Here is a 25,611-nt window from a genome sequence, read left to right as displayed (position 1 = left end):
GGGCGTGCGAAGGATTCTGCGCGGCCACTCGCGAAGCCCTTGACTTATTTGGAGCGGTGGCTACCTTTGCCTAGTAGGAAGGAATCCCTAGCTCAACTGTCAGATCAAGTACTAGCTATTACAGTTAACGTATATCTTTCAGCTTTGTTAAACGTTAACCCGTCAATAGCCCATGGTCTTTGCTTCAGGCTTTACAAACAGCGCGCTTTTTGTTTTAGGAGTCATATTGGTAGTGCTTGTTTTGGGGCTGCATTTCCTGTTGTATTTTTTTGTTTACAGGCATCTTTTGGAGGACTTGCTAAACAGAGTGAAAAGTAAATGGGGTGTCGTTTGATATTCTATTTGCTCGCGCTTTTTAAAGATTATATGATAAACTAGGCGTATGCCCTTAGGTCAGACTTGTATGTATGCTCGTTAGGGCGGCCACTCATAAAGACATCACGGGAATAAAAATTGCGCGCTTTGGCCGGTATAATCTTTTGCCTAGCCATTTTATTAAAATCCAGAAGAAATTTTCTTAACCTTTAGAACCGGGAGCAACGATAGCAACCCTTCTTCCTGTTTCTGACACTCCCCTACTCCATCTTCAGATACTTTCTGAAATACCCACACTCCTTAATCACATCCTTATAATACGCCGTATTGGAATATTCTCCCTTCAACTTTCTGAATCCCTCCCACGCTTTGAAGTCAACATCCGTGTCGCCATAAAAATCGGGCTTCGAGTGGTAGCGTGCTGTATAGAAGTCGTTGCGTTCGCACTTGGTCAGCATATAAACACATTTCGCTTTTTGCTCGGGCGTGGTCGAGGCGTCGAGGGCTTTCTGATAGTATTGTCTGGCCAGGCCGTTGCCCAGCAGTTGTGATTGATAGAAGGGATCGATGGTGTTGCCGTATTGGTTGCCGATGTTTCCATAGTAGAACACGCGGGCGTTGCCGAAGAACGACATGTTGTAGTAGGCGTTGGCCACCAGCATGCTGTTGTTGTATACATCCTGGTTCATTTCGATGTAGGTCAGCATCTCCTTCAGCTTTTTCAGGAAGGTGAGCTTGGTGTATTTTACTTTTTGTGTGGCGTTGTGATCGCAGTCGTGGCAGTCTTTGATTTTTCCGTTGAAGGGGTTTCCCAGCAGCAGCACGTCTTTGCCTTTGTCGGACTGTTCGAGGAAGGCGATGGCGGCGTCCATCTTGCCGGCGTAGGCGCTGGTCACGCCTTGGTATTCATAGATGTCTGAAAGGGTCACGTCATAGAGGTTCGCGGTCATTCGCTCCCAGGGCGATTTGTCGGGCTTGGTTAGGAAGTTGCGCATGGCGTCGAGGTTGGCGCCGGTTTGGTAGTAGCGTGCGTCTCGTTGGAAGACTTCGGCCATCACGGTGTTGGCTTGTGTGCGGTAGAGCGACGACAGGTAGCGGCGGCTCCAGCTGAGCGCGTGGTGATAGCGGAAAGCACCTTGCTCGCCTTTGGGCAGTGTGATGCAGAGCCACTCGATGTCGGCCAGCAGCTTGGTTTCGGTTGAGGCATCCACGCGTTCGAGGGCGCTCAGCGTGTTGATGAATTTCAGGAGGCGCAGTTGCTGCGAGGCCAGGGTCGACTTTGGTGCGGTCTTCTCGGCTTTGTCGAAGAAGGTTGTGGCGGCGGCGTTGTTGGCGGCGAGCACGTTCAGATAGCCTGCTGTAAGATTCCAGAGATAGGGCTTCGCGGTCTTGCCTTCGTTGGCCAGCGTGGTGGCGAGTTGCAGGGCGTCGTTGTCTGCTTTTTCTTTCAGCATGCGGCGATAGTCGGTGGCCGATTTAAACTCTTCCTGGTTCAGTTTCACTTCGGCTTTGTTCACGAGGCGTGTGGCGAGGTAGTCGAGGTGCGGGCTGGCGGGATTGAGTTTATAGATTTCGCGGATGGCGGTTTTCTCGTCGGCATAGAAGCCCAGCAAGGCCCAGAGGGCGGCCTTCTCGTCGGGTGTTTTGGCGAGGGCGAGTGAGGCGTTGAAGTCTTTTTGTTCCTGGGGGTGAAAGTTGTAGGCGGTGACAGTGCGTAACGGAGCACATTTGTCGAACACGATGCTGAAGAGGTAGTTGCTGGTGGCGTAGTCCTTGCGGCGATAGTAGGCGCCGGCCACATAGCCAAGGGCGCGATAGTAGAGCACGTTTTGGGTTACCGATGCTTTGGTTTTGTCGAAGAAGGTTACGGCTTTTTGTTTGTCGATGCCATAGAAATATCCTTTCATGGTTTGGAACCAGTAGCGGTTTTTCAGGAAGGTGTCTTTGGTTTCGGCATAGCGCTTTTCAACCTGCGCGGTTACCAGTGCGTTGGCGGGGTTCGACTGCTGGCCGTCGTAGTCCCATCCTAATGCTGTGGTGCTGGCGGTTTCGATAGCCTTGGCGTAGTATAAAAATTCGATGAAGCTCCTCACCTTTTCATCCTGCGCATTCAGTGCGCTGTAGGCAGCCGGCAGAGGTTGCTTTTTTTGCACGGCGGTGTAAAGGTCGTTGATGCCGGTGGCCTTTGCGTCGTTCAGAAGCATTGACGAAAGTTGTGTGTCGGGCACTTTGCCTTCGAGATATGTTTTCCAGTCGGCGGTGATGTCGTCGTTGAAACGGGTCACGTATTTGTCTTCGAACACGATGTCGTAGAACACTTCGTAGGGAGCGAAAAACAGCGGTGCATACGATTTGTCAACATACACTTCGGGAGTGAAGTTGGTGTCGTAGTCGTAGCCCCAGTCCATGTCGGCGCACGCCACAATCACGCCATAGAGTCCGAGCAAGCCCAGGCTAAAAAGCGCGGCCAGTGTTTTGATAGAGGTTGTCTTCATCGCGATAGTGTTTCAGATTAAAAGTATCCAAATCATAAAAAATAACCTCGGCGGGAGGTTGGGCCAGGACGCCCGTCAGATCGTTGGCCATTTCGGTCAGGTCTGCTGCCGCAATGCTTTCGATTTTGATCCGGTCGCCGGCCTCGAAAAAGTGGTCGAGTTTAAGCACATTATGCGTCACTTCAAAGAACGGGATGCCTTCTTGTTTTCTGAAACTGGTGTCGCCCGCAAAGGTGTTCACATCCACCTTGTTCAGGAGGGCAATCACCTTGTTGCCCCGAATGTGCAATCCCCACGAAAACACCGGAAGGGCCACGTCGAGGGGCAAGGGATAGTGCTTCAGGCTTTCGGTGTAGCGTGTTGCTGTGCGTCGGTCATAAATGGAATTGGACGAGTCGGCGGCGATGTGACCCATGTTGTAATACATCAGCACCCCGCGGTCCACGGCGGGCACGCCGGTGCGTTTGAAATATTTCACCTGATGGAGGCGAATGGTGGCCGACAATTTTTTGGCACCGGCTTTCTTCAGGGCTTCCAGGAAACTGAAGTAGGTATCTTTGCTGGTCAGGGTCCAGTCGCAATCGATCTGCACTTCGGAAGTGGTGATGTTCTGTTGTTTGTTTACTTGAAGAATAAGCGATAGAATTTTCTTGGCCAGATCGTTAACGTCAACATCCTTTGCCAGCATCACCTCGTTCTTCAGATACACAACCGGAACAATGTTGAGTGCGCCGGGCGCCGAACGGAACGCGACGGCAGACAACGGCATGGGCACACCGTTCTTCAGGACCACATCAAAATAGCGGACATACAGATGCGACACGTTGTTTTCTTTCAGCGTCCATTGTTCTTCGGGCGAAAGATCGAACGTGGTTCGCCAATAATAGAAAGCTACGGCGGGTGACTTGGGTGACGTGCAATGAAAAAGTGAAAGGCAGAAAAGCAGAACGAAAATGGGGCGGGTCATTGTCTTTGAGTGAAGCAAAGTAACGCGAAAAATTCAAAATCCCTACCTTCATCCCCATGGAAGAAACGCAACCTACATACGGCAATGGCAAGATTGCTTACCTCGAAATTCCAACCTTGAACCAGGCACAATCCGCCAATTTCTACAGGGCTGTGTTTGGCTGGCGCATCCGCACGCGCATGGACGGTGCTGTCGCGTTCGACGACGGCGTGAACGAGGTGAGCGGCACGTGGGTAACGCACCGGCCACCGTCCAACCATCCGGGCATACTCACTTATATTATGGTAGAAGACATTCACAACACCATTGCCCTCATTCTCGCCAACGGCGGCGTCATTGTGCAGCCGCTGGGTTTGGATGCTCCCGAAATCACGGCGCGGTTCAGCGACCCCTCGGGAAACGTGATGGGCATTTTTCAGGATCGCGAATCGTAAGGGAATTTTAAAATGGAAAAGGTTATCCGTTGTTTCAAACTTATTTTTACTGGCCACGTCACCGAACTTCCGAAGCCCACACAATAGCATTCGAAACCAGCTTTTCAAAATTCACATTGCTGCACAACGAAGCATCGTGACCAATGCCGATGTAGACGGCGCGGTGATAGTGTGGGTTGGTCCAGATGATGGGGTGATCGCCCATGGGTTTGGTTTGGGTGTAGGTCGCTTCGTCGGCCGTGGCCAGCACGTGCACATTGGTGCGAGGGCTCTTGTCGAACTCATACCATTCGTCTGACACGTCGAATTTTTCCGGCAGGTTTTTGGTGACGGGATGACTCCGGTCTTCCACCACCACGGTGCCTTTTTGAAAGGCGGGATGTGGCGAATAGACCACGTCGCCCATCAGTTCTTCAAACCATTGCCAATAGTGTGTGCCCGGTTTCAGGAAGCTTTTGCCGGTGAGGCCAGCGGCGTGAATGCCCACCCATCCTTTTCCCTGACGGATAAATTTTTCGGTGGCATCCTGTTGGGCGCGGGTCATGTCGAACGGAGCAAGTTGCAACTGCACGATGACCTGGTATTGATTGAGGTTTGCGTCGTTGAGAACGCTGGTGTCGGCGGTGATGTCGATGGCGAAGTTGTTTTTGTCGGCGATCTTTTTCAGAAACGGTTTGGCGGCCGTCATCATCTTGATATGATCTTCGTGTCCCGAGAGCATGGCGAGCACGCGAAACGCTGGTTTGGGTTTGAACGCTGTTGCCACGGAAAGCAAGCCCGTTGTCGTTACAAGCAATACGAATACAGCAAACAATCTGCGCGTCAGCAAGGGCTTCATGGTTTCTTAAGTTTAGGTTTCGATAGCCGGAAAGGTTCAAGACATTCCGGATGTCGGTTGTCTTGGGCACTGCCGACCTAATGCTAGATACGATATCGCAGCGGCATTTTCAACCGTGCCCCAGGTCCCTCAGGATGCGCGGCCGGAGTACTACGTTTACCAGCGGTTCGCATGCAGATCTATTTTTGACAGACACAAGATTGTTGACAACCGTCCATAGCAATCGGGTTGCAGTTTTGTGCGGGATACGTTAAACTTGTTTTATATCATCTTCACCACCCTATCCATGCTGCGAATCATTTTACTTCCGTCAATTCTCATACTGTGTTCTGTCACCTTCGCGTTGGCCCAATCCACTTCAAAACCTTTTCGCATCGGGGTGGCCGGTCTCACCCACGGCCATGTTGGGGGAATTCTGAATCGCGCCCACGACGGCGACATCGAAATTGTGGGCATTGCCGAACCCGACCGCGCACTGGCCGAACAATACCTGACGCGCTACAAACTGCCGATGACGTTATGGTATGCATCGCTCACGGAAATGCTTGACAAAACAAAACCGGAAGCCGTGACCGGATTCAATAGTACCTTCGAACACCTTGAAACCGTGAAAGCCTGTGCCCCGCGCAACATCCACGTGATGGTGGAAAAGCCGCTTGCCGTGAGCAACGATCATGCCTCGCAGATAAAAGCCCTCGCGGCAAAACACAAAATCCATGTGCTCACAAACTATGAAACCACATGGTACGGCAGCAACACCAATGTGCGCGACCTGTTTATCGCAGCCCATCCCTTTGGTAAAATCCGCAAGGTGGTGGTGCACGATGGCCACCAGGGTCCGAAAGAAATCCACGTCGGCCCCGAATTTCTCAATTGGCTCACCGATCCCGTGAAGAACGGTGGCGGCGCCGTGATGGACTTTGGTTGCTATGGCGCCAATCTTCTCACCTGGCTCATGAACGGCCAACGTCCCCTCGCCGTCTTTGCCGTGACGCAACAACTGAAGCCCGCCATCTATCCCAAAGTTGACGACGAGGCTACCATCGTGCTCACCTATCCCGACGGACAAGGCATCATACAAGCTTCATGGAACTGGCCCTTTGGCCGGAAAGACATGGAGATCTATGGCGAAACCGGCTATGTGATTGCCGACAAGCAAGGTTCAAAAATCCGCTCGGCACAAGACAAACCCGAAGAGTATGTGAAAAGCCCCGACCTCGCCAAACCCTATAACGATCCTTTCGCTTACCTGGCCGCCGTGGTGCGTGGCGAAGTGAACGTGAGCGCAACAGACTTGTCGTCGCTGGAAAACAATCTTCTTGTGGTTGAAATTTTGCAAGCCGCAAAAGAGTCGGCCGCGCAAAAGAAATTGATTTACCTGACGAAGTAAGTCAGCGCTCACAAGTGCCTGAGCATGAAATCGTCATCCGTCAACATCTAAATCGGGAACCCATATCAAATCGTCACACGCTTCTTTGCTGCGACTGATTTGTAGACTGCTTCCACCACGCGAATGTCTTTTAATCCTTCTTCGCCGGGTGCTAACAAAGCTGTGCTGTTGAAGATGGCCAGCGCGTCATCGTCCATTTGTTTTGCCTGTTGATTGTCGATGGGGAAGTTGATCACCTTGCCGTCGCTGGTCATGCCGTTCAGGCCGTTGTAGCCTTGAAAGGGAACGAGTTTATACCAGCCCTTTGCGCACGTCACTACTAACGTGTTCATGCCTTTGCCAAAGCTGGTTTCGCATTGCGCCGTGGCGCCGCCCGGAAACTCAAGTTGAAAGTTCATGGTCTCTTCCACCTCCTTATAGATCTCAGGTCGTGTGGTCGATGCCTGCGCGGTCACGGCGATGGGTTCAAGTCCTGTGCTGTAGCGGGTGGCGTTGAGAGGATACACGCCCATGTCGTACATGGCACCGCCGCCGAGGCTTTTCTTTTGTTTCCAGTGGTCGGTGCGTGGATCGAAGTAGCCGGCGGCCGCTTCCACACGGGTCACTTTACCATAGGTGAGATCTTTCCTGTATTTAATGATCTGCTGGGTGTTGGGATCGTGATGCACGCGATAGCCGATGCTGAGCTTCACCTTGTTGCTCTTGCACGCATCGATCATGCTTTGGCATTCGGTCACCGTCATGGCCATGGGCTTTTCGCACCACACATGTTTCCCGGCCTTGGCGGCGCGAATGGAATATTCGGCGTGCATGGAAGGCGGCAACACCACATACACCACGTCGATGTCGGGGTTGTTGGCCAGCTCATCGAAGTTGGTGTAGCTGTAGATGTTTTTGTCGGGGATGTTGAATTGTTGTTTCCATTTCTCGGCTTTGGCGGGTGTGCCCGTCACGATGCCGGCGAGATAGCAGTGCTTGGTTTTTTGCAGGGCCGGTGCCAGCAGGTCGGTGCTGTAGTAGCCCAGGCCCACCAGGGCAACGCCCAGTCGTTCCTTCTTTTGCGGGATGATGATGTTGGAAAACGCACTTTGCGTGAAGGCAATGCCGGCCGCTCCGGCAGCGGCGCGTTGCATGAAACTTCTCCTCGAGATCATGGTTGTTCTGGGTTAAGGTGTAACATCAGGGACAGGCGTTTGCCTTTCCCGAAGATAACACCTCCCGGCACATCCATCAACATCTGTTCAACAACTTGTTTGGTACTTACAGGCCCAGCCGATCCATCTCGGCTTTCTCGTAGTCGCCGTCTTCGGCCGGATAGCGGAGTTCGAATTTGCCCGATTGTTTTGCCAGCGCCCACACCAGGCCTTCGCCAGCGGGCACGGGGGTGGTAACGGATTGAAAGATCGGATCGTCGAAGGCCTTGTCGGCGTCCACCACCTGCCATCCTTTTTCCTTGAACATGCTGATGAGGTCGCCAGCAAATAGCGCGGCCGCGAGGTTGTGATGCAGCAATAGCGTGTGTTTGATGTGACGGCCGGTCAACTGAAACGATAGCGATTCATAATACTGCGCCCGGTCCAAAAGATGTTGGAGGTAAAACGCCCGGAAGCCCGCCACGTCTGCTTTCGGATTTTCGCGTAGCCGTTTCACCAGCCTGCTGTCTACATACCAGTCCGACGCATCGATGGTGACGGCGCCATTGCGATAATGATGTTCGCGCAGCAGGTCCCGGAACGCGTCTATCTTCTGGCGGGTGTCTCCTTCCTTGAGGTATGGAAACCGAAACATGGGAATGTAGCCGTCATACTTTCGGATGATGGAGTCTGTGCGCAGGAATTCATTCCGGAAGGCTTCGAACGTAACCTTGCTGCTGCCATAGTTGATGTGCGAGAAGGTGTGGTTGCCCAGGCGATGGCCAGCGTTGCTCCATTGGGTAAGGAGGTATTTTCCCTTGTTGTTGCGTTTGTTGGCGCCGGTAACAAAGAAGATGGTTTTCACGCCGCCGTCGCGGAGATGCTTCAGCAACATGGCGTTCCACTGTTCGAAAGTATAACCTGGCATGTCGTGTGTGACGCCGTCGTCGAAGGTGAAACTGATGGAGGGCTGGCTCCATGCCGTTGCACTTAGCAAGGCGAACACAAGTGTTTTGAGTGTGATGTTCATCATGGGATTGTCAATGTAGCGTCGGCATATCGTGTTGCATCTACGCGTTATGCAATATAGACGTCAACGCGTTTAAACAAAAAAAGACCGTGCGGGTGGGCATGGTCTTCCTATTGGGAAAATGTCTTTTTCTAGAAGATTGTGGGCCGGGCTTTATAGCCTTTTGTGGGGATATTGAACCCTGCCGACAGAATGTATTGCGCCGAAAAGAAGCTGTGTTGGGCGCGCCCTTGCAAATAGAGTTTGGCATCGGTGTAGTTGGCAAACGATCCCTTCACACCAAACTGCAGAAACAAATAGCGGAAGGCATCATAGCGCAACGCGCCGCCTACCCCAATCACGTAGCCCGACACACGGAAAGGTCCATCGTTGTGTTTGCCCATGATGTAGGAATCGGTCTTGGGCACCAGTGCTCCACCGCCAAAGCGGATGTTGGCGCTAAGCCTGTGCTTCAGGTTTTTGGATTGCAGAAACTGAAAACGTTTCAGTAAGCTCAGCATAAGGTAGTTGTTGCCGTTGGTGTGTTCAAAGTGCACGAAGTCGGGTGTCACCAGTGTGTCGAGGTCGTAGCGAACGCCTTCGATGTCGCCCGTGAGGTGCAACGTCTGGTAGTCGCTCACCACATACTTAAGGTGGTTCCAGCAAAGTTCGATGCCGAGGTCGTGTTTGTCGTTGAAGAAGTAGCCGCCGCTCATCACGTATTGGGGCACGGTGAGGGGTGTCTTGAAGAAGTTATCCCAGTCCGGTTTGTCTTCAGCCACGGCGTTGTGCAGCGTGAAGCTGTAGTTGCCTGTGACGCGATCTTCGAAGTGGATGGTGCTGTTGGTGTAGGCGTCGCGGTGATAGCCCCATTCAAAGAAAAACTCGCCATGGAGCTTCTTCTTTTTGGTTTCACCGGTTTGAATGTCTTGGGCGAGTAGCGACGAAGTGGCTAACAGGCTTAGAAAAGTCAGGAAGTATAAGAACCGCATAGATAAAAAATTTCCAACTAAAAGCGATGCGAAATAATAGAATAAAAGTATGTAAACGGTGGCTTTTGGGGATTTTATTTCACACTTAAACTGTCTCGATTCTTACATGGCTGTTCACCCGTGTCGCGCACAGGGAACAATCGGTTGAAGTGGCCCTGTTCTAACGATATCGGTACTGGTTGAATGGGGGATCGACCTTAAAATTAGCTTAAAACTCCTTGGGCTGCCCCGTAGCTGTGTATTTTGCGCCATTTACTGGGCACGGATACGTTCGTTGGTCGCCTGTTCTAGGTATGTCCCCATCTAAACCGGAGGTGTTCTCAGGCCCTTCAGGTGTTCCAACCAGGGCGCTAATCGTCAGGTCTTTCAATGGCAAAAATTGGCGTATACCGAAGGCGTTGTGCAGCCCTTGTTCATCCGTTTGTCAGACTTGGGTCGGTTGCTGAATGCAAGCCCCCTGCGGGTCACCAATCCTCAATGGCAAAAGGTTGGCCCTGTCCGCAATTTAGTCATCCAAAAACCCGGTGCCATGCCCGGAAAAAACACGGTTATAGTTTCTGATTTTTGCTATTATTGTTCGTAATTATTTTCAGAAACTTGAATCTATCCGAACAACAGGTCGAAGCGCTATCGCCGAATTCTGCTGCCTTCGTTGCTGGTAAGAAGTTATCGAATAAAGAAAGCTGGGAGAGCTTCGCCAAAAGCGACCGGTCCCTCTGGGGAGCCATTAAAGGAAGCGGCAAGTCGCCCTATCTCACACAGATCGATGCTGTGAACATCGCTTATAAATGCACCTGCCCGTCGCGGCAGTTTCCCTGTAAACACGCCATCGCCTTGCTGCTGCTCCACATTCAGAACGGCAGCATGTTCGCCGTGGCCGAAGAGCCCGAATGGGTGAAGGAATGGGTTGACAAACGCGCCTCGAAAGTGGAACAGAAGCCCGCCGAACCCAAAGAGCGTACCGAAGAAGAGGAAGAACAGCTGAGCAAGTCACGCGAAAAAACACAAGCCTCCCGCCTCTCGGGCGTGCAGGCCGGCGTGGCCGAACTGGAACTGTGGCTGTGCGACCTTGTGCGCATGGGCATGCTGGACCTGCCCAACAAGCCGCAAAGCGAGTTTCAAAAGGTGGCCGCCCGCATGGTCGATGCCAAGGCACCCGGTCTTGCCGGGTGGGTCAAAGCCTTCTCGACCCTGAACTATGGGCAGCCCGACCAGTGGCAACCCGAAGCACTCGCCATTTCCGCCAAGCTCTTCCTCCTGCTCCGCGGCCTCAAAAACTACGACAACCTCACGCCCCTGTGGCAACAAACACTGCGCAACCTTTCGGGCTGGAGCCAGTCCACCAAGGAGCTGTTGGCCAACGAAGAAGCCGAAGCGGTGAAAGACGAATGGCTGGCCGTGGGCCAGGAAGTGCTGGTCACCGACGACGAAATTACTGTGCAACGCAATTGGCTGGTGGGCATTCGCACTCAACGGACCGCCCTCATCCTGAACTTCGGCACGCGGTTTTCGGCGCTTGAAAACAACGTGTTGCCCGGCAGTGTGCTTGAGGCGGAGCTGGCGTTCTTTCCGGCCATCCTTCCCGAACGTGCCGTCCTGAAGCGGCAGCGTCGCGTCACGAATCAGCTGCCGGGCAAACCTGTTGCTTTTGAGTCGTGGCTTGCTGTGCAGACCCACAAGGTGGCCGCGCTGCAAAAATATCCCTGGGCAAACGATCTGGTGGTGGTGCTTCAGCAGGCACGCATGATCAACAACGACGGCGTGTGGCTGGTAGCCGATGCGTTGCGGCATGTGTTTCCGGTGGTGAAAGACCTTGACCTGAAAAAGCCCGTGCGCTGGCTCAGCATCACCGGCAACGAAGCCCTCGACATGGCCCTGGTGATCCGCGACAACCACGTGATTCCCCTCGGCGTGATTAAAGAAAACACCTACTATCTCCTGTAGCATGAGCTGGAAGAACCTGATCGACATCGCCCTGCTGGGAACGGACAAAAAAACACTCGACGTGCGCGTGCTACCCGAAGGTATTGCCGAGTTTCTGGAACTGCGCCATGCCCAGTCGCCAGAACTGAAGCTGCTGGAAGCAGCGGCCCTCACCTACTTCTATGAAACATCGGGAAAGTTGCCGCCAAAATTTGAAGGCGAATGGAACGACGCCATCATTGAAGAGACAAAAGCTGTGGCCCCCGAAGAATACCTGGCCCTGTTCGGACGCATCCAACTCACCGACTACCAGATCCGCGAAAAACTGTTGAACCTCTGGCTCGACGTGCTCATCAAAAAAGATCAGATCATCAACTCCGACCGCGTCACACAACTGCTCACCGAAGGCAGCGGGCTGGCTATTCAAACCAAAGACAAGATTCTCTCTGTGATTGGCAACAAGGGCCAGTGGGCGCTGTCGCTCACGCCGGAGTATAACTATAAAAAACAAACGCTCGATCTTTCCCTGTGGCACGAAGGCACGTCGCAGGAACGCAAGAATCTTTTTACGGGACTGCGCAGAACCGATCCCGGCAAGGCCATGGAATTGCTTCAGAGCACCTGGGCCACCGAGTCGATCGTGAACAAGCGTAGCTTCCTCGACGTGGTGCTCGAAACATCGTCGGCCGCCGACATTCCGTTTGCCGAAGCGTTGATGGCCGGCGAGTTTGCACATACTGCCAAGGAAAAGAAAACCGAAAAGGAATGCCGCAAGCTATTGGCGTCGCTGCTGCTGAAATATCCCGTGTCGGCGCTCTATCAAACTACCACGGCACAACTCACCCCCTACTTCGCAATGGAAAAGAAGGGACTGACCGGTTGGGTGAGTGGAAAACAAAAAGTGACGCTCACGCTGCCCGAGCAGGACGATGCCTTCTGGAATGCCAAACACATGGACGAAACTTTTGGGCTAGATGTGAAGGGAATCGACAGCGCCTGGTTTCAATACCCATCCTTGTTCTGGATGAGCCACTTCCTCGAATTTATTCCCCGCGATTTCTGGATCACATTCTTCAACAACAACACCGCCGATTGGGTCCAATACTTTCTGGAACGCGAAACCTTCCGCGTCACCATTTCGGGCCGCAAGGAATCGATTTATAAACAAGCGCTCCTGGGCAACCTGCAAACCCATCGCGACACAACGCTGGCCAGGCCTCTGCTGTGGGACATGCCCGTGACCGAAATGCTTGACTATTTCAAATACATGCACCCCGACGACTTTGAAGCGCTGATCGAAAAGTATGGCTACTATGGCGATGCCGATGTGCTGGCCAGCGGACCATACGGACCGGAGTTGTCGTGGACGCTGCTGTTCTCGCAGAAGGTTGTGGAGAAAGCCTATCACCAGGCCACACAATCGTTCCCCAATGCCATGCTGGGAAAAGTGATTGCCCAGTTTGCCGACAAGAAAGTGCACGGCGATCTGCTTCGGTATCACGAAAAAATAAAAGGATCGAATGCCTACGACCTCTGGAACCGGGTCATCTTCGAACCCGCGCATCACGCCCTTGAAATAAGAATCCGTATCGATGACTATAAACTGAACGCATCATGAATGTATTACGTCAACACGCCGAAATCCAATTCCACGAAGAGCTGGAGGCTTTGAAAAAACTGGACACGGGAGCACGTCCGCCAAACTGGGACCTGTCACCGTCGGCGGTCGTTACCTACCTGATGGGTGGAAAGCTATCCAACGGTTTTGTGATCACCCCCAAATACATCGGCAACCAGCGGCTCATGGAAATCGCGGTGGCTACCCTCACCACCGACAGGGCCCTGCTGCTCTATGGCATTCCGGGAACGGCCAAGTCGTGGGTGTCGGAGCACATAGCGGCCGCCATCACGGGCGACTCCACGCTGTTGATTCAGGGCACAGCCGGCACCGGCGAAGAAGCCATTCGCTACGGATGGAACTATGCCAAGCTATTGTCTGAAGGACCATCGCAAGCAGCGCTGGTAGTCACGCCCATGATGAAGGGCATGCAAACGGGCCGCCTCGTGCGCATCGAAGAACTGACGCGCATCTCGGCCGACGTGCAAGACACGCTCATCACCATCCTCTCCGAAAAAACATTGCCCGTGCCTGAACTCAACACAGAGATACAAGCCGAAAAAGGATTCAACGTGATTGCTACGGCCAACAACCGCGACAAAGGCGTGAACGAACTTTCGTCGGCTCTCAAACGCCGGTTCAACACCGTGATCCTTCCCGTGCCCGCCACCGCCGAAGAAGAAGTGAACATTGTGCAGACCCGTGTGGCCAGCTCCATCAAAACACTGGAGTTGCCCGCGCAACTGCCCACCCTTCAGGAGATACAACGCATCGTCCGCATCTTCCGCGAGCTGCGCAACGGCGTGACGGAAGACGGCCGCACAAAAATAAAATCACCCACGGGCACCGTGAGCACAGCCGAAGCCATCTCGGTGGTGAACAGCGGCCTGGCGCTGGCAGCACACTTTGGCAACGGCAAGCTGAACGCACACGATGTGGCATCGGGCCTGGTTGGCGCCATTGTGAAAGACCCTGTGCAGGATGCCGTGGTGTGGAAAGAATATTTGGAGAACGTGGTGAAAACGCGTGAAGAATGGAAAGACATTTACCGTGCCTGCAAGGAAATTTCATTTTGATGTAAAGCCCTATGGAAGAACGTTTGAAGAATCATATTACGACGTGCGCACAGAGCGCTGTCAATAGTGTTGAGATGAATCGTTATGACAACGCACAGCAACTCACGGACCTCATCCGTCAATGGGAACGTGTGCTTTTGGGAGAGATCGTGGTCACGGAAGCGTTGGTGAGCAACCTCAAGAAGTTGTCGAACTATTATGGTGTGGCCGACTTTGTGCACAAGGTGATCAACGATCCGAACCGCGCCTATTCCAAAGATGCCCATCCGCGTTGGCCACTCGATCACCCTGTGGTGAATCAACTCATACAGGCCCGGTGGCTGGAACCGGAAGACTCGTTTAGCTATTCCATCATCAAACAATACATTGTTGCGTTGTTTGATGAAACCGAGGACCAGGAATCGTTGGTGGCCGACCTCTACCGCCGTGGCTTCACCGACGAAATATTGGTGCGCACCATGTGTGGCCTGGAGTATGATCCGTTCTATATAGGACGCTCGCGCTACCGCAACAACACTGAAACCGACGAACGAAAAATTTCATCGTTTGGAAAATATCTGCTGCCCAAACTGGCGCCGAAGAAAGGTTTCCTCGGCCTGGGCAAGGAGAGCGGATTGAAAACCTATATCGACGATCTGTACCGGACGCAGGAATTTAACCGCGGCTACAAAATAAACTACCTTCAATTTCTGGCCGACTATTTTCCGGAAGGTCTTGAAGGATCGGAACGCGAATACCTGTTGAGCACGGAATATGGCCGCCAGGTTATGGATGTTCAGGTATTGTATTGGCTGCTCAATCTCAATCCTGTTAAATACGAAACGCTTGCGTTGCAGGCTTTGGATGAATCGAACGCCGCCATCGAAAAAAAGATGTCGGTATACCTGAAGCTCGACAAGGGGTTGCCCGGCAAATACGATGAACAAATCACGGCCCTGGGCGAAAGTCATTTGGCATTCTTCCTCACCGATGCCTCGAATGAACGCTACTTTAGCGACCCCGGCACAGACCAGGGTTCTTTTACGGAAGCGTATACAGAATACTTGTGGAACAAAAATGAGGCAGACGCAACATCGCGTATCGAACGGTTGATTGCCGAATCGACATTCCTCCCCGCCTACTACTTTCACTACCTGAACCGGAAGCTTGGAGAACGTGTGATCCCGTTGCTGATGACCGTGCTCTTCAAAGATTACCAGAAGATGCCTTCGAACGAGCGCGAATATGCCAAGGTGATTCTGGCCATTCTGGACAAGTACGACCTGCTGGCTTACATGGACAAGCTCATCGAATTTGGTGTGACGATGGCCGACAAAAAATCGCGCGTGATGTTGGCAAAGACCCTGTCCCGTTTTCAGGAACAGATGGTGCCGCGTGCCGTGTTGCTGCTGGCAGAGAAAACCACAGCACAACGCGAGATGGCTGCGCTCCTCCTTTCTACAGTGCCCACGCCCGAAGTGACGAACGTGCTGAACGATGGCGTGGACCGTGAAGTGAACGACGATACCCGAGACATCATGCTTGAAACCCTGCAAGACCAACGCTTCGCCCATGCGCTGGACCTTGCCCAGGTGAAGCACATGATTCAACTGGCCGACACCCGGAAAAAGATGGCCAAGTGGAGCGAGAAACTTTTGGTGGAAGAAGACTTGCCCGCGCTCTATTGGAAAGACGGCGCACAACTCACGGAGAAAGAAATACGCTTCCTGTTCTATCGCATGAAGCGTTCGAAAGGCACCAACTCCGACATCGAAGCCCGGCAGGTGATTCACCACATCGACACCACCCGGAGCGGTCCCTTTGCCAAAGCTTTAGTGGCGGCTTTTCAACAAAGCAATGCCGATAGCAAGCTGAAATATTATCTCATTCTTGGCGGCCTGCTGGGCGACGACGAGATGATGTATAACCTGCACATGCTTTTCAAAAAGAGCGTGACCGACAAACGCGTGAAGATGGCGGAGTATGTGATCGGCGCACTGGCCATGGTGGGCTCGGACAAAGCGTTGCGCATCGTGGAATCGATCTATCGCAAATTTGCCAACAAGAAGCCGGTCCTTAGTGAAGCCGCCAAAGAAGCCCTGGACGCCGCTGCACAAGAACTCAACATTACCCTCGATGAACTGGGTGACCGCATTGTGCCCACGTTCGACTTCGACGGTCTGTATAAACCCTTCACCATCGAAGGCGAATCGTTCCGCGCGTTCATCAACCACGACTTCAAGCTGAACTACTTCAACGAAGACAATAAGCTCAAAAAATCTCTTCCGGCCAATGCACCGAAAGAATTAAAGACGGAGTTCAAGGAGATTGAAAAAGAAATCAACGACGTAGTGAAAACCCAGCCCGGCCGTCTCGAGAAATGTATGCTCGATGAACGCCGCTGGTCGCGCGAACAATGGGAGCACGTATACCTCAACCACCCCATCCTGTTTGTCTATGCCATGAAGCTTATCTGGGGAGCCTACGACGCTGAGGGGAACCTGGTGCAGGTTTTCTATTGCACAGAAGACACCACGCTGAACGACGTGAACGATGAGGAAATCACCGTAGACGACAGTCATCGCATCGGCATTCTCCATCCGCTTCACCTCACCGAAGAGCAACTGAGCCAATGGAAAGACAAAGCCTACAACTTGCCATTGACCACCGTGTTCCCGATTCTTGATCGACCGGTGTTCAGTGTGCTGGAAGAAGAAAAGGAATTGAACGTATCAAAACGTTTTTTCAAAAAGGCCGTGCCCAAAGGAGCCGACTTTGTGAATACATTCCTGGTGAAACAAAACTGGCACAAAGGCTCGGGCGACGGCGGACGTTCGGAGTTCACCAAAACCTTTAGTGAACGTTTGAAAGCCTATGCCAGCATTGAAGGACCGGCGGCATTCTATCAGGGTGGAAACACACCGGCCACCGTCTATGAAATCATCTTTCAGGGCAAAGACTGGAACGATGTGGTGAAGATAAAAAACGTGCCCAAAGTTTTTTATTCTGAAGTGATGGCCGACATCGATCAACTGATCAACCTGAACTAACACATGGCGATTCAGATTTTAGGCATACGGCATCATGGTGTGGGATCGGCGCGAAACGTGCTGCGCCAGCTTGAACAATTCAAGCCCGACATGCTGCTGGTGGAAGGCGCCCCCGAAATGACGGAGGTGCTTTCGCTGGTGGGCAAAGAAGGCCTCACACCACCGGTGGCCATCATGGTCTATAACCAGGAGAATCCAAAACAATCGTCATTCTATCCCTTTGCCGAATACAGTCCCGAGTGGACGGCCGTGCGCTATGCCAATCAAAATAAAATACCCGTGCGCGCCATGGACCTTCCGGCCGCAGTGAGTTTTGTGAAGCGCGATGCGGAAGAAGCCGCAAAAGAAATTCCAGGCGAAGATGAAGCTGCCCTGCAGGAAGCACCCATCCCGGTTTACCATCGCGACCCTCTCTCCCACCTTTCCGAAGCCGCCGGTTTCCGGAACAGTGATGACTGGTGGGATCATCATTTTGAATCTACACTAACCAACACCGACCACTTCGAGGCTGTGCACCACGCCATGGACTCGCTGCGTGCCGAAGGTGTGGTGTCGGGCCTCGATCGCGAAAACATAGACCGCGAAGCCTACATGCGCACCATCATCCGCCAGGCGCAGAACGAAATGTATGAACGCATCGCCGTGGTGTGTGGTGCATGGCATGGCCCCGCCCTGGTGGAACTCGACGCCACAGCCAAAAGTGACGCCAAAATTCTGAAGGCTCTCCCGAAATCAAAAATCAAAGTGGCCTGCACGTGGATTCCCTGGACCAACTCGCGTTTGTCGATTGCGTCGGGCTATGGTGCCGGCATCTATTCGCCGGGGTGGTATGAGCACCAATGGAACATTACCGACCAAACCGAGATTCGCTGGCTGGCGAAAGTGGCAGCCACGTTCCGCGAAAAGCAGATGGATATTTCTACGGCCCACGTCATCGAAACCTATCGCCTGGCGCGTAGCCTGGCCGTGCTGCGAAACAAGCCATTCATCGCGCTGGACGAGTTGAACGAAGCCACGCTTTCGGTGATGTGCATGGGCGATGGCATTCTGCTAAACCTCGTGCGCGAACAACTCATCGTGGGCAACTCCATGGGGCACGTGCCCGACGACATTCCCAAAGTGCCCCTGCAAGAGGACTTTGAACAGCACATCAAAAGCCTGCGCCTGAAACTGACCGCCGTTCCAAAAACCTACGACCTTGACCTGCGCAAAGAAGGCGACCTGGAACGAAGTGTCTTTTTTCATCGCCTCGAAATCATAGAACTTCCCTGGCTTTCCCGAACGGCATCGCGCACCAAGGGAACCTTCAAGGAATCGTGGACGGCCGAGTGGAAACCAGAGCTGATGATTGTGCTTATCGACAAGGCCTTTCTGGGCAACACCATAGAAGCCGCAGCCGAAACCCTGGTGCGAAAGCAAGGCACTGAAACCGACAAGATCACCGAGCTGGCCCGGCTCATTCAACTGAGCATCCCGGCCCAACTCTATCAGAACCTCGACCACCTGCTCTTCCGCATCAACGAGCTCACATCCATCTCCGCCGACATCGTGGACCTGATGAACGCCATACCCCGACTTGTGGACATCAGTCGCTATGGCGATGTGCGTCGCTCGGATTTGTCGGTGTTGAATACCGTAGTGCAACAGCTGCTTACAAAAGTATTTGTAGGCCTGCCCAACGCCTGCTATGGATTGGACGAAGCCAACTCGCAGAACATGTTCGGCCTCATCACCCGCGTGAACACCGGCGTGCGCCTCTACGACAACGTAGACACCGAACAACAATGGTACGACACGTTGCATCGCCTGCTCGACAAGCACGGTGTGAACCACATCATTCTCGGCTGCGTGTGCCGCCTGCTCCTCGATGCACAACAACTGTCGGAAGAAGAAACGGAACGCCGCATTTCGTTCGCCCTCTCCAGTGCCAACGATCCGTTTGAAGTGGCGGCGTGGCTGGAAGGATTTCTCGGTTCCAACGGAATGATCTTGTTGTATGACAATCGCCTGTGGAACCTGATGTACTCGTGGGTGGAGTCTTTGCCCGACGACACGTTCACACAGATACTGGCCCTGCTCCGCCGATCGTTCTCCAAATTTGAATATGGGGAACGGCGGCAAATCGGTGTCCGTGCGCGAAAAGGTCGTGCCGTGGAAACACATCAGAGCTTAACGGAACGCGAAGGTTTTGATGCCGAACGCGCCGCACAAATATTGCCTGTGCTGAAAGAATTGTTGGGAGGTGTAGAATAAAAACAACGAACGATGGAACCCAAGAACGATATACAACTGGAACGCTGGCGCCTCATTCTGGGTGGCGGACCGGCCGACGGAACAAGTTGCTCGCTCTCCGGAGAAATGCAACAGGTAGATGCTGCCCTCACGGCCCTCTATGACTTCGATCGGAAGCAGCGGTTTGACTATGATGCCGACAAGGAAAAAGGAAAAGGCGGCACCGAAGGTTCGAACCCCGGTGTGGCGCGATGGCTTGGCGACATCCGTAAATATTTCCCGGTGTCGGTGGTGAACGTGTTGCAGAACGATGCCATGCGTCATCCGGAGCTGAAGAAAAAAATGATCTTCGAGCCCGAAATCCTCGAAAAGGCCGAAGCCGATGTGCACCTCGTGGCCACGCTCATGGAGCTTGGCAAACTCATTCCATCCAAAACCAAAGACACCGCCCGCCGCGTGGTGCAAAAGGTAGTGGACGAACTGATGCAGAAGCTGGAACAGAAAACCATCAACGCCCTCGTCGGCGCACTGAACCGTTCCACACGCAACCTGCGTCCCAAACACAACGAGATGAACTGGGACGCCACCATCCGCAAAAACCTGAAACACTATCAACCCGACTATAAAACGATTATCCCCGAAGTGCGCATAGGCTACGGGCGAAAAACCAGAAAGTCACTGAAGGACATCATTCTTTGCCTCGACCAAAGCGGCTCGATGGGAACATCCGTGGTCTACTCGGGCATCTTCGGCGCCGTGATGGCCTCGCTCCCCAACGTGCGCACGCGCATGGTAGTGTTCGACACCGCCGTGGCAGACCTCACAGAAGAATTGAAAGACCCCGTTGATTTATTATTCGGTGTTCAACTCGGCGGCGGCACCGACATCAACCTCGCGCTACAATATTGCCAGGAACAAGTGACGCGGCCCGACGATACCATCCTGGTGCTCGTCACCGACCTCTACGAAGGCGGCAACGAACAAGAGATGCACAAGCGAGCAAAGGAACTTGTTGATTCGGGTGTGCAAGTGATTTGCTTGCTGGCCCTGAACGATCAGGGAAGTCCGGCGTATGATGCAAACAACGCTACGCAGTTTTCAAAGCACGGCATTCCTGTCTTTGCCTGCACACCGGATATGTTTCCGGACCTTATGGCGGCCGCAATAAAGAAGCAGGATTTGAGGCAGTGGGCAGGAGATCGGGATATTGTGGTGAGGTGAACGTAACAAAAGAATTCGGTGAAACTTCAACGCTCAACGCATAAATGAAACTGATCGACAAACTCGCCTGGATAGAAATAGAACAAAGGAAAATTCTATCCACACGAACGCGTGGCAAAGACAAGTATTATATTCCCGGTGGCAAACGCGAGAGCGGAGAGACGGATGAGCAAGCCCTGTGTCGCGAGATAAAAGAAGAGCTTAGCGTAGACCTTCACACGAATTCTATAAAGTTTGTCGGCACCTTCCAAGCCCATGCGCACGGCCATCCAGCTGATACCTTTGTGAAAATGACTTGCTACACGTGTGATTATTCAGGCCGGTTGAGTGCTGCCTCGGAAATTGAAGAACTGAGATGGCTATCGTGTTCCGACAAAGACAAAGTTTCGGAAGTGGATGGGTTGATTTTTGATTTCTTAAAAGAACAGGGACTGTTGGATTAAGCCTTGCGCGAAGGCATCCAACTCTTACTTGATCCGTACTTCATAGTATGCTCGAAATAAGCCAAAACGAAAACCTCGCTTCCCTCCTGCAACATCACGGCGTGGGTGTGCATAGAGATGAAGAGTTTGTTTATACAGACCTTCCCAGGAAGACAAAATTCAAAACAAGAATTGTTTATCGCGAAGAGCGACAGGCCGTCAACTCTCAACTTGACATCCTGGCCATCCCCCAACAGGGGGAACATATCTACGAGTCCTTTGGCGATGTTGGCACCACACTGGAAGATGCCGTCGCAAGAAACTTTCAAAACTTTTCCAGGGGAAGCCTGCATCCTCTGCTGGCAATGTCTGGCAGTCAGGATCCACACACGCTTCAACAGGTAGAAACCGAGGAGTGGAAAATCGGCGACACAACTTGGAAAGCTTACTTGGGAAGTCTGACGCCAAAAACCAACAGCAAAAATTCCGTATCACCTCCGAAGGAATTTTTCCAACGCATTGAGAGCGGAATCCGATCGCAAACATTAGCCAACAGACTTCATTGGTTTCGCAGTTACTATGCTCAATTTAACGATCAGATTACAATCAGTGAATTTCTGATGGACAACCAACCCGTCAATGAATCGGGTACTCTTTTTTTGTCATTGCCCACACTTCCAGATACCGACTTTTACAGCTGTCGGAATTTTATCATTCTTCAAAAAACAGATTCTTGATAATAATAATTGTACAGCGAAGGTTCAGTATTACATTATTTCACAAAGCCAGTCTTGCGCTATTTTTCATCAACCGATAGTATGCATTCCCCGTTAGCGACAACTCATTTGATGAACTGAAATCCGTCACACATTTCTATTTCACTTCCGCTATTCTCCCTGTTATGATTGATGAAATCAATATCAGTCATCTTAAAAATCCGTGAAAGTGGGTATTGTTTCCTGTTGAGGTTACTGCGAATTTTATTCCATCAATGAAGGCGTAGCTTCTGCTCAGAGAGTCTGCGCCCGAATGGTGTTCCCTGTACACCCAGTATCGATATCCTCCATCGTTAACCAATACCCCCGAGTATTATGAAAATCGACAAACTTCAAAACCAATCAGACAACCTGAGCGTTGCTCACGTTAAAGTTCAGTTCGACAAACATGAGATCTCTGTTCAGAACACACCGTTTGGTGTGCGTCTCATGATGCGCGAAGGCTTTCCGGCAGGCGAACTCGGAAGCCCCGCATTTCCCGCCAAGATCATCCGCGTTGTTATTGCTCCTTTCACCGACGCCGAACGCATCGACGTCAAGATTGAGAAGACCGTTGTGCTAAAGGAAGGCCCTGTGCTGGTGGCACCCCTGCAGAAACCTCAACCCGGGGCAAAGGCTCAGAAACCAGAGGGTGAAAACGATAAGATCTTGCACTTCAAAGCAGACGAGCAAGAGCAGGTTATGTTGGAGCGCCACCGGAAATGCGACAGCAAACGCATTGACGACATGGAGAAAAAATTCGATGCTGTCGAACCTTTCCCCGTGCCCGAACTGCACCTGCCAAATACCGAACTTTATGCAAAGGCCTTCAAATCGCCCGACGATGTTGTGCGGATCATCAAGACAGAACATGCCGGTCCCAACAGCGTTCTGATACTGGAAGTGAAGCCCATTCGATATACTAAAGATGGAGGGATCGAACTGTGCACAGACATCGACGTCGCCATCTATTCGCGCGCGGCACAAAAAATGGAATCTACCCACACCAAAGCACTTCTGCGCAACGCCACGCAAGCCAACAGGATCATGGATGAACTGAAAGCTACGGTGATAAACCCGGTTGATATTATTGATTGGGGAAGCCTGCTACCCTACTTCTTCAAATACAACTACGTTGTCATCACCGACAACTATTCATGGAATGCCATGACCATGACCCGTGGCGCTTTCATTGGCGATCAGGTGGCGCACTACAATCGCCTGGCAGACTGGAAGGAAAAGCGGGGCATCACGTCCATCGTTATCACCATCACCGACATTGTTGGGGGCCGGTATGGCAATCACACATCCGGTGCACGCGATCTGCAGGAAGTGATTCGCAATTTTCTCAAGTGGGCCCTGGCACAATGGAACACGTCGTGGGTATTGCTTGGCGGCGATGTGAACGTTGTTCCTGTTCGCAATGCCCCCGGCGCCTCTGAAGGACACATCGGCGTGCAAACGGCCAACAACCCTCCCGACAACAATCAATCTTTCTGGACCGGTGCATTCCTGAAAATGAACGTGGTCAATCCCGGCACATGGTGGCCCGGCAACTGGGCACCGTTGCTGGTGAATGCAACCACCGGCGCGCTCATTCCCCTCGATACCGCCGGGACATCAAGCGGCACCACGCCAGGCTGGTTCTACTGCACCGACAATACGTACGCCACACGCACCACCACACGAACACAGTTTGTCCGCGTGAACGGACCGGCGGCTCTGGTGAATACCACGCTTCAATGGCTGTATGAATGGAACACCATTCCCACCGACTTCTACTACTCCAGCCTGGTGGGCCCAAACTATGACGTCGCTGGCCGTCACGACTGGGATTTGCTCGACAACGGAATCTACGGACAACACACCAACGACGCCGACATGGACGGCATCAACTACTTCCCCGACGTGAGCGTGGGCCGTGCGCCGACATCATCTGCAGAGCAGGCCCGCGTGTTTGTGAACAAAGTAATTGCTTACGAGCAATTGAGAGACCCTGCAGGCAATGCGCTCGACACCACGTGGCTTCACCGCATGGCGCTGGTTTCTTCGAACTGGGGTGGACGATGGGGCATTTACAACAGTGCAGCTTTTCCGCCGCCCGATTTCAACTTTAATCACCCGGCCGGTCAGGCACACACCATCATCAAACTTCCCTCAACAGACTTCGCGCTTAATTTTAACTACAACCTGCTCGCCGTTATTTCCGACACCGATGTCAGAACGATGCCCTACAACGACACCGGCGGAAGAGGCTGGTACTATTGCAAAGGCCCGGCCGATCTGACGCCAAGCGGCATCGCGTTCGACTTTTTCTTCTTCCACTACTTCTTCCCTATTCCTTCTCCGTGGATCGCCGTGAGAGGAGCCGCCGCAGAACTCACACCATCGTATTTTATTCTCGACCACGGCGATGCCGATGGCTCGATGCAAGACCAGGAAACGCTGCGCAAACAAGTTGACACAGAGCTTCCTTTGCTCACGGAGTTTTCAAGACTGTATGAAGATCTGGTTGATCTCAATCCCGCCGACCTGGGTGCAGCGCCTGCCGAAGTGTTGAGTACCACCGCCCTCCAAAACGCGATCAACCGAAAGCAACACTTTGTGAGTTTGTCGGGCCACGGAAACTCAGGTGGATGCTGTGGCTATTCCTCAGCGGTTGTAGCGGCTTCGAACAACGGCAGCCATACCTACATTGCTTTTGCCGACTCGTGCCTCACCAATCAGTTCGACGACAACGACGCCGTGAGTGAACATTCCCTGTTTCATCCCGACGGCGGCGCGGTAGCCTACATTGGCAATTCAAGATTCTCGTGGATCGGTGTCGGCGATAATTTCCAACGCGCATTCTTTCACCGCATGACCACCACCCGCCACCTCGGTCACCTCAACGACACGCGTGTGAGCATGGTAGACGAAGGAACGGGATTCTGGCGTCTATACAACAAGTGGGTCGTGTATGCACAAAACCTGATGGGCGATCCTGAAATGCCCGTGTGGACACGCACGCCGTTAATCATGATCCCATCCATCCCCACAGAATGGGACGTGCGCAAGCCGCTACCGATCCACACCGACCATCGTGTCATCTTCATCCGTCTGCCATTGCCCGGAGTTTTTGCACACATTCAACAAGGAACCTTGCAACGCACCGGCACAACAAACGCCGCCGGCGATGTCACCCTCAGTATCACTGGCTTCACCAGCGGCCCGGCCGAACTCACACTGAGCAAGATCGGATACAAACCCGTGATCGCCACCATAAACATTCTGGTGCCCGCATGGGTGAAAGGCCCGATCAAATTTATCCGCCACCAGGAAGCATCCGACACAACGACAGAGATCGGACTGCAAATTGGAAACGGAACCACAGCAACGGTGAGAGTATACCGCGCAACGAAGAGCTTACCAGACTACGGCATCATTCTCGACGCAGCAACGGATGCGTTTGTGACGGGACGCGAAATAAGCTTCTTCGTGAACGCAGACCGGGAACATGGGTTGATTGAGAAATTCAGGTTTGAGGCTGGGGTTGCGTAAACCGTTGAAGGAATTTTTGTCAATTGAAAAGCGCGGCTTCACTCATGAACGTGAGGCCGCGCTTAATCTTCTATCCTCCAATTTGAGCTTTCGTGGTGAGTGTCGTCCTGTTCTGATTGTATGTCGCGTATGGCTTCGGTGATTGTGTTTGTGACCTTTAGGTCTTTAAATATTTGTTGGGCGTTAGTTGGCGCCGTTGCAATCACGCAAAAAATACTCCAC

At 52.6% G+C, this 25,611-nt stretch carries 17 protein-coding genes; 11 read left to right on the top strand and 6 right to left on the bottom strand.

Going from position 1 to position 25,611, the window contains the following annotated elements; genetic code table 11:
• Positions 1-575: 575 nt before the first annotated feature.
• Positions 576-2,810 (bottom strand): hypothetical protein, encoded by a 2,235-nt coding sequence (locus JI741_RS20840; protein ID WP_202013061.1) that lies wholly within the window; start codon positions 2,808-2,810, stop codon positions 576-578.
• On the bottom strand, positions 2,770-3,777 hold the full coding sequence (locus JI741_RS20835) for a hypothetical protein (protein WP_202013060.1): 1,008 nt from the start codon (positions 3,775-3,777) through the stop codon (positions 2,770-2,772). The genes JI741_RS20840 and JI741_RS20835 overlap by 41 nt, the downstream gene beginning before the upstream one ends.
• A 56-nt stretch (positions 3,778-3,833) precedes the next feature.
• On the opposite strand from JI741_RS20835, the gene JI741_RS20830 reads away from it, so the two are divergent.
• On the top strand, positions 3,834-4,211 hold the full coding sequence (locus tag JI741_RS20830) for a VOC family protein (RefSeq protein ID WP_202013058.1): 378 nt from the start codon (positions 3,834-3,836) through the stop codon (positions 4,209-4,211).
• A gap of 58 nt (positions 4,212-4,269) precedes the next feature.
• Here the strand turns inward: JI741_RS20830 and JI741_RS20825 are convergent, their stop codons facing one another.
• Positions 4,270-5,049 carry a ThuA domain-containing protein gene (locus tag JI741_RS20825; RefSeq protein ID WP_202013056.1) on the bottom strand — a complete coding sequence of 260 codons (780 nt, stop codon included), beginning with the start codon at positions 5,047-5,049 and terminating at the stop codon, positions 4,270-4,272.
• A 286-nt stretch (positions 5,050-5,335) separates the two neighbouring features.
• On the opposite strand from JI741_RS20825, the gene JI741_RS20820 reads away from it, so the two are divergent.
• Entirely contained in the window at positions 5,336-6,439 is a 1,104-nt protein-coding gene (locus tag JI741_RS20820) for a Gfo/Idh/MocA family protein (protein ID WP_202013055.1), read from the top strand.
• Positions 6,440-6,504: 65 nt separating this feature from the next.
• Here JI741_RS20820 and JI741_RS20815 read toward each other — a convergent pair whose 3' ends face one another.
• The 3 genes from JI741_RS20815 to JI741_RS20805 form a co-directional block, all read right to left on the bottom strand.
• Entirely contained in the window at positions 6,505-7,593 is a 1,089-nt protein-coding gene (locus tag JI741_RS20815; RefSeq protein ID WP_202013053.1) for a Gfo/Idh/MocA family protein, read from the bottom strand.
• Between the two features lie 106 nt (positions 7,594-7,699).
• Positions 7,700-8,605 (bottom strand): polysaccharide deacetylase family protein, encoded by a 906-nt coding sequence (locus tag JI741_RS20810; protein ID WP_202013052.1) that lies wholly within the window; start codon positions 8,603-8,605, stop codon positions 7,700-7,702.
• A 128-nt stretch (positions 8,606-8,733) separates the two neighbouring features.
• On the bottom strand, positions 8,734-9,573 hold the full coding sequence (locus JI741_RS20805; protein ID WP_236676197.1) for a hypothetical protein: 840 nt from the start codon (positions 9,571-9,573) through the stop codon (positions 8,734-8,736).
• A 597-nt stretch (positions 9,574-10,170) separates the two neighbouring features.
• Here JI741_RS20805 and JI741_RS20800 point away from each other — a divergent pair.
• The 9 genes from JI741_RS20800 to JI741_RS20760 all read left to right on the top strand — a co-directional run bounded on the left by JI741_RS20800 (position 10,171) and on the right by JI741_RS20760 (position 25,389).
• The gene (locus tag JI741_RS20800; RefSeq protein WP_202013050.1) at positions 10,171-11,517 is read left to right on the top strand and encodes an SWIM zinc finger family protein; all 1,347 of its coding nucleotides are present in this window, start codon (positions 10,171-10,173) and stop codon (positions 11,515-11,517) included.
• 1 nt (position 11,518) lies between these two features.
• Positions 11,519-13,114 carry a DUF5691 domain-containing protein gene (locus JI741_RS20795; RefSeq protein WP_202013048.1) on the top strand — a complete coding sequence of 532 codons (1,596 nt, stop codon included), beginning with the start codon at positions 11,519-11,521 and terminating at the stop codon, positions 13,112-13,114.
• Positions 13,111-14,190, top strand: coding sequence for an ATP-binding protein (locus JI741_RS20790; RefSeq protein ID WP_236676196.1), 1,080 nt, complete (start codon positions 13,111-13,113; stop codon positions 14,188-14,190). Before JI741_RS20795 ends, JI741_RS20790 begins: the two co-directional genes overlap by 4 nt.
• Before the next feature lie 11 nt (positions 14,191-14,201).
• On the top strand, positions 14,202-17,219 hold the full coding sequence (locus JI741_RS20785; protein WP_236676195.1) for a DUF4132 domain-containing protein: 3,018 nt from the start codon (positions 14,202-14,204) through the stop codon (positions 17,217-17,219).
• Positions 17,220-17,222: 3 nt separating this feature from the next.
• Positions 17,223-19,472, top strand: a complete 2,250-nt coding sequence (locus JI741_RS20780; protein WP_202013044.1) for a DUF5682 family protein — start codon at positions 17,223-17,225, stop codon at positions 19,470-19,472.
• A 12-nt stretch (positions 19,473-19,484) separates the two neighbouring features.
• Entirely contained in the window at positions 19,485-20,672 is a 1,188-nt protein-coding gene (locus JI741_RS20775; protein WP_202013042.1) for a VWA domain-containing protein, read from the top strand.
• 44 nt (positions 20,673-20,716) lie between these two features.
• Positions 20,717-21,115: an NUDIX hydrolase gene (locus JI741_RS20770; protein WP_202013040.1), complete on the top strand. Its 399-nt coding sequence runs from the start codon at positions 20,717-20,719 to the stop codon at positions 21,113-21,115.
• A 47-nt stretch (positions 21,116-21,162) separates the two neighbouring features.
• A complete protein-coding gene (locus JI741_RS20765) occupies positions 21,163-21,831 on the top strand; it encodes a DUF6348 family protein (RefSeq protein ID WP_202013039.1) in 669 nt (222 codons plus the stop codon).
• Positions 21,832-22,185: 354 nt separating this feature from the next.
• Positions 22,186-25,389, top strand: a complete 3,204-nt coding sequence (locus tag JI741_RS20760; RefSeq protein WP_202013037.1) for a C25 family cysteine peptidase — start codon at positions 22,186-22,188, stop codon at positions 25,387-25,389.
• Positions 25,390-25,611 lie beyond the last annotated feature (222 nt).

Origin of the sequence: Chryseolinea lacunae (assembly GCF_016735595.1) — a bacterium.
Taxonomy (GTDB): Bacteria; Bacteroidota; Bacteroidia; order Cytophagales; family Cyclobacteriaceae; genus Chryseolinea; species Chryseolinea lacunae.
The sequence above is the reverse complement of the archived record's forward strand: the minus strand, read 5'-3'. Positions and strand labels throughout refer to the sequence as shown.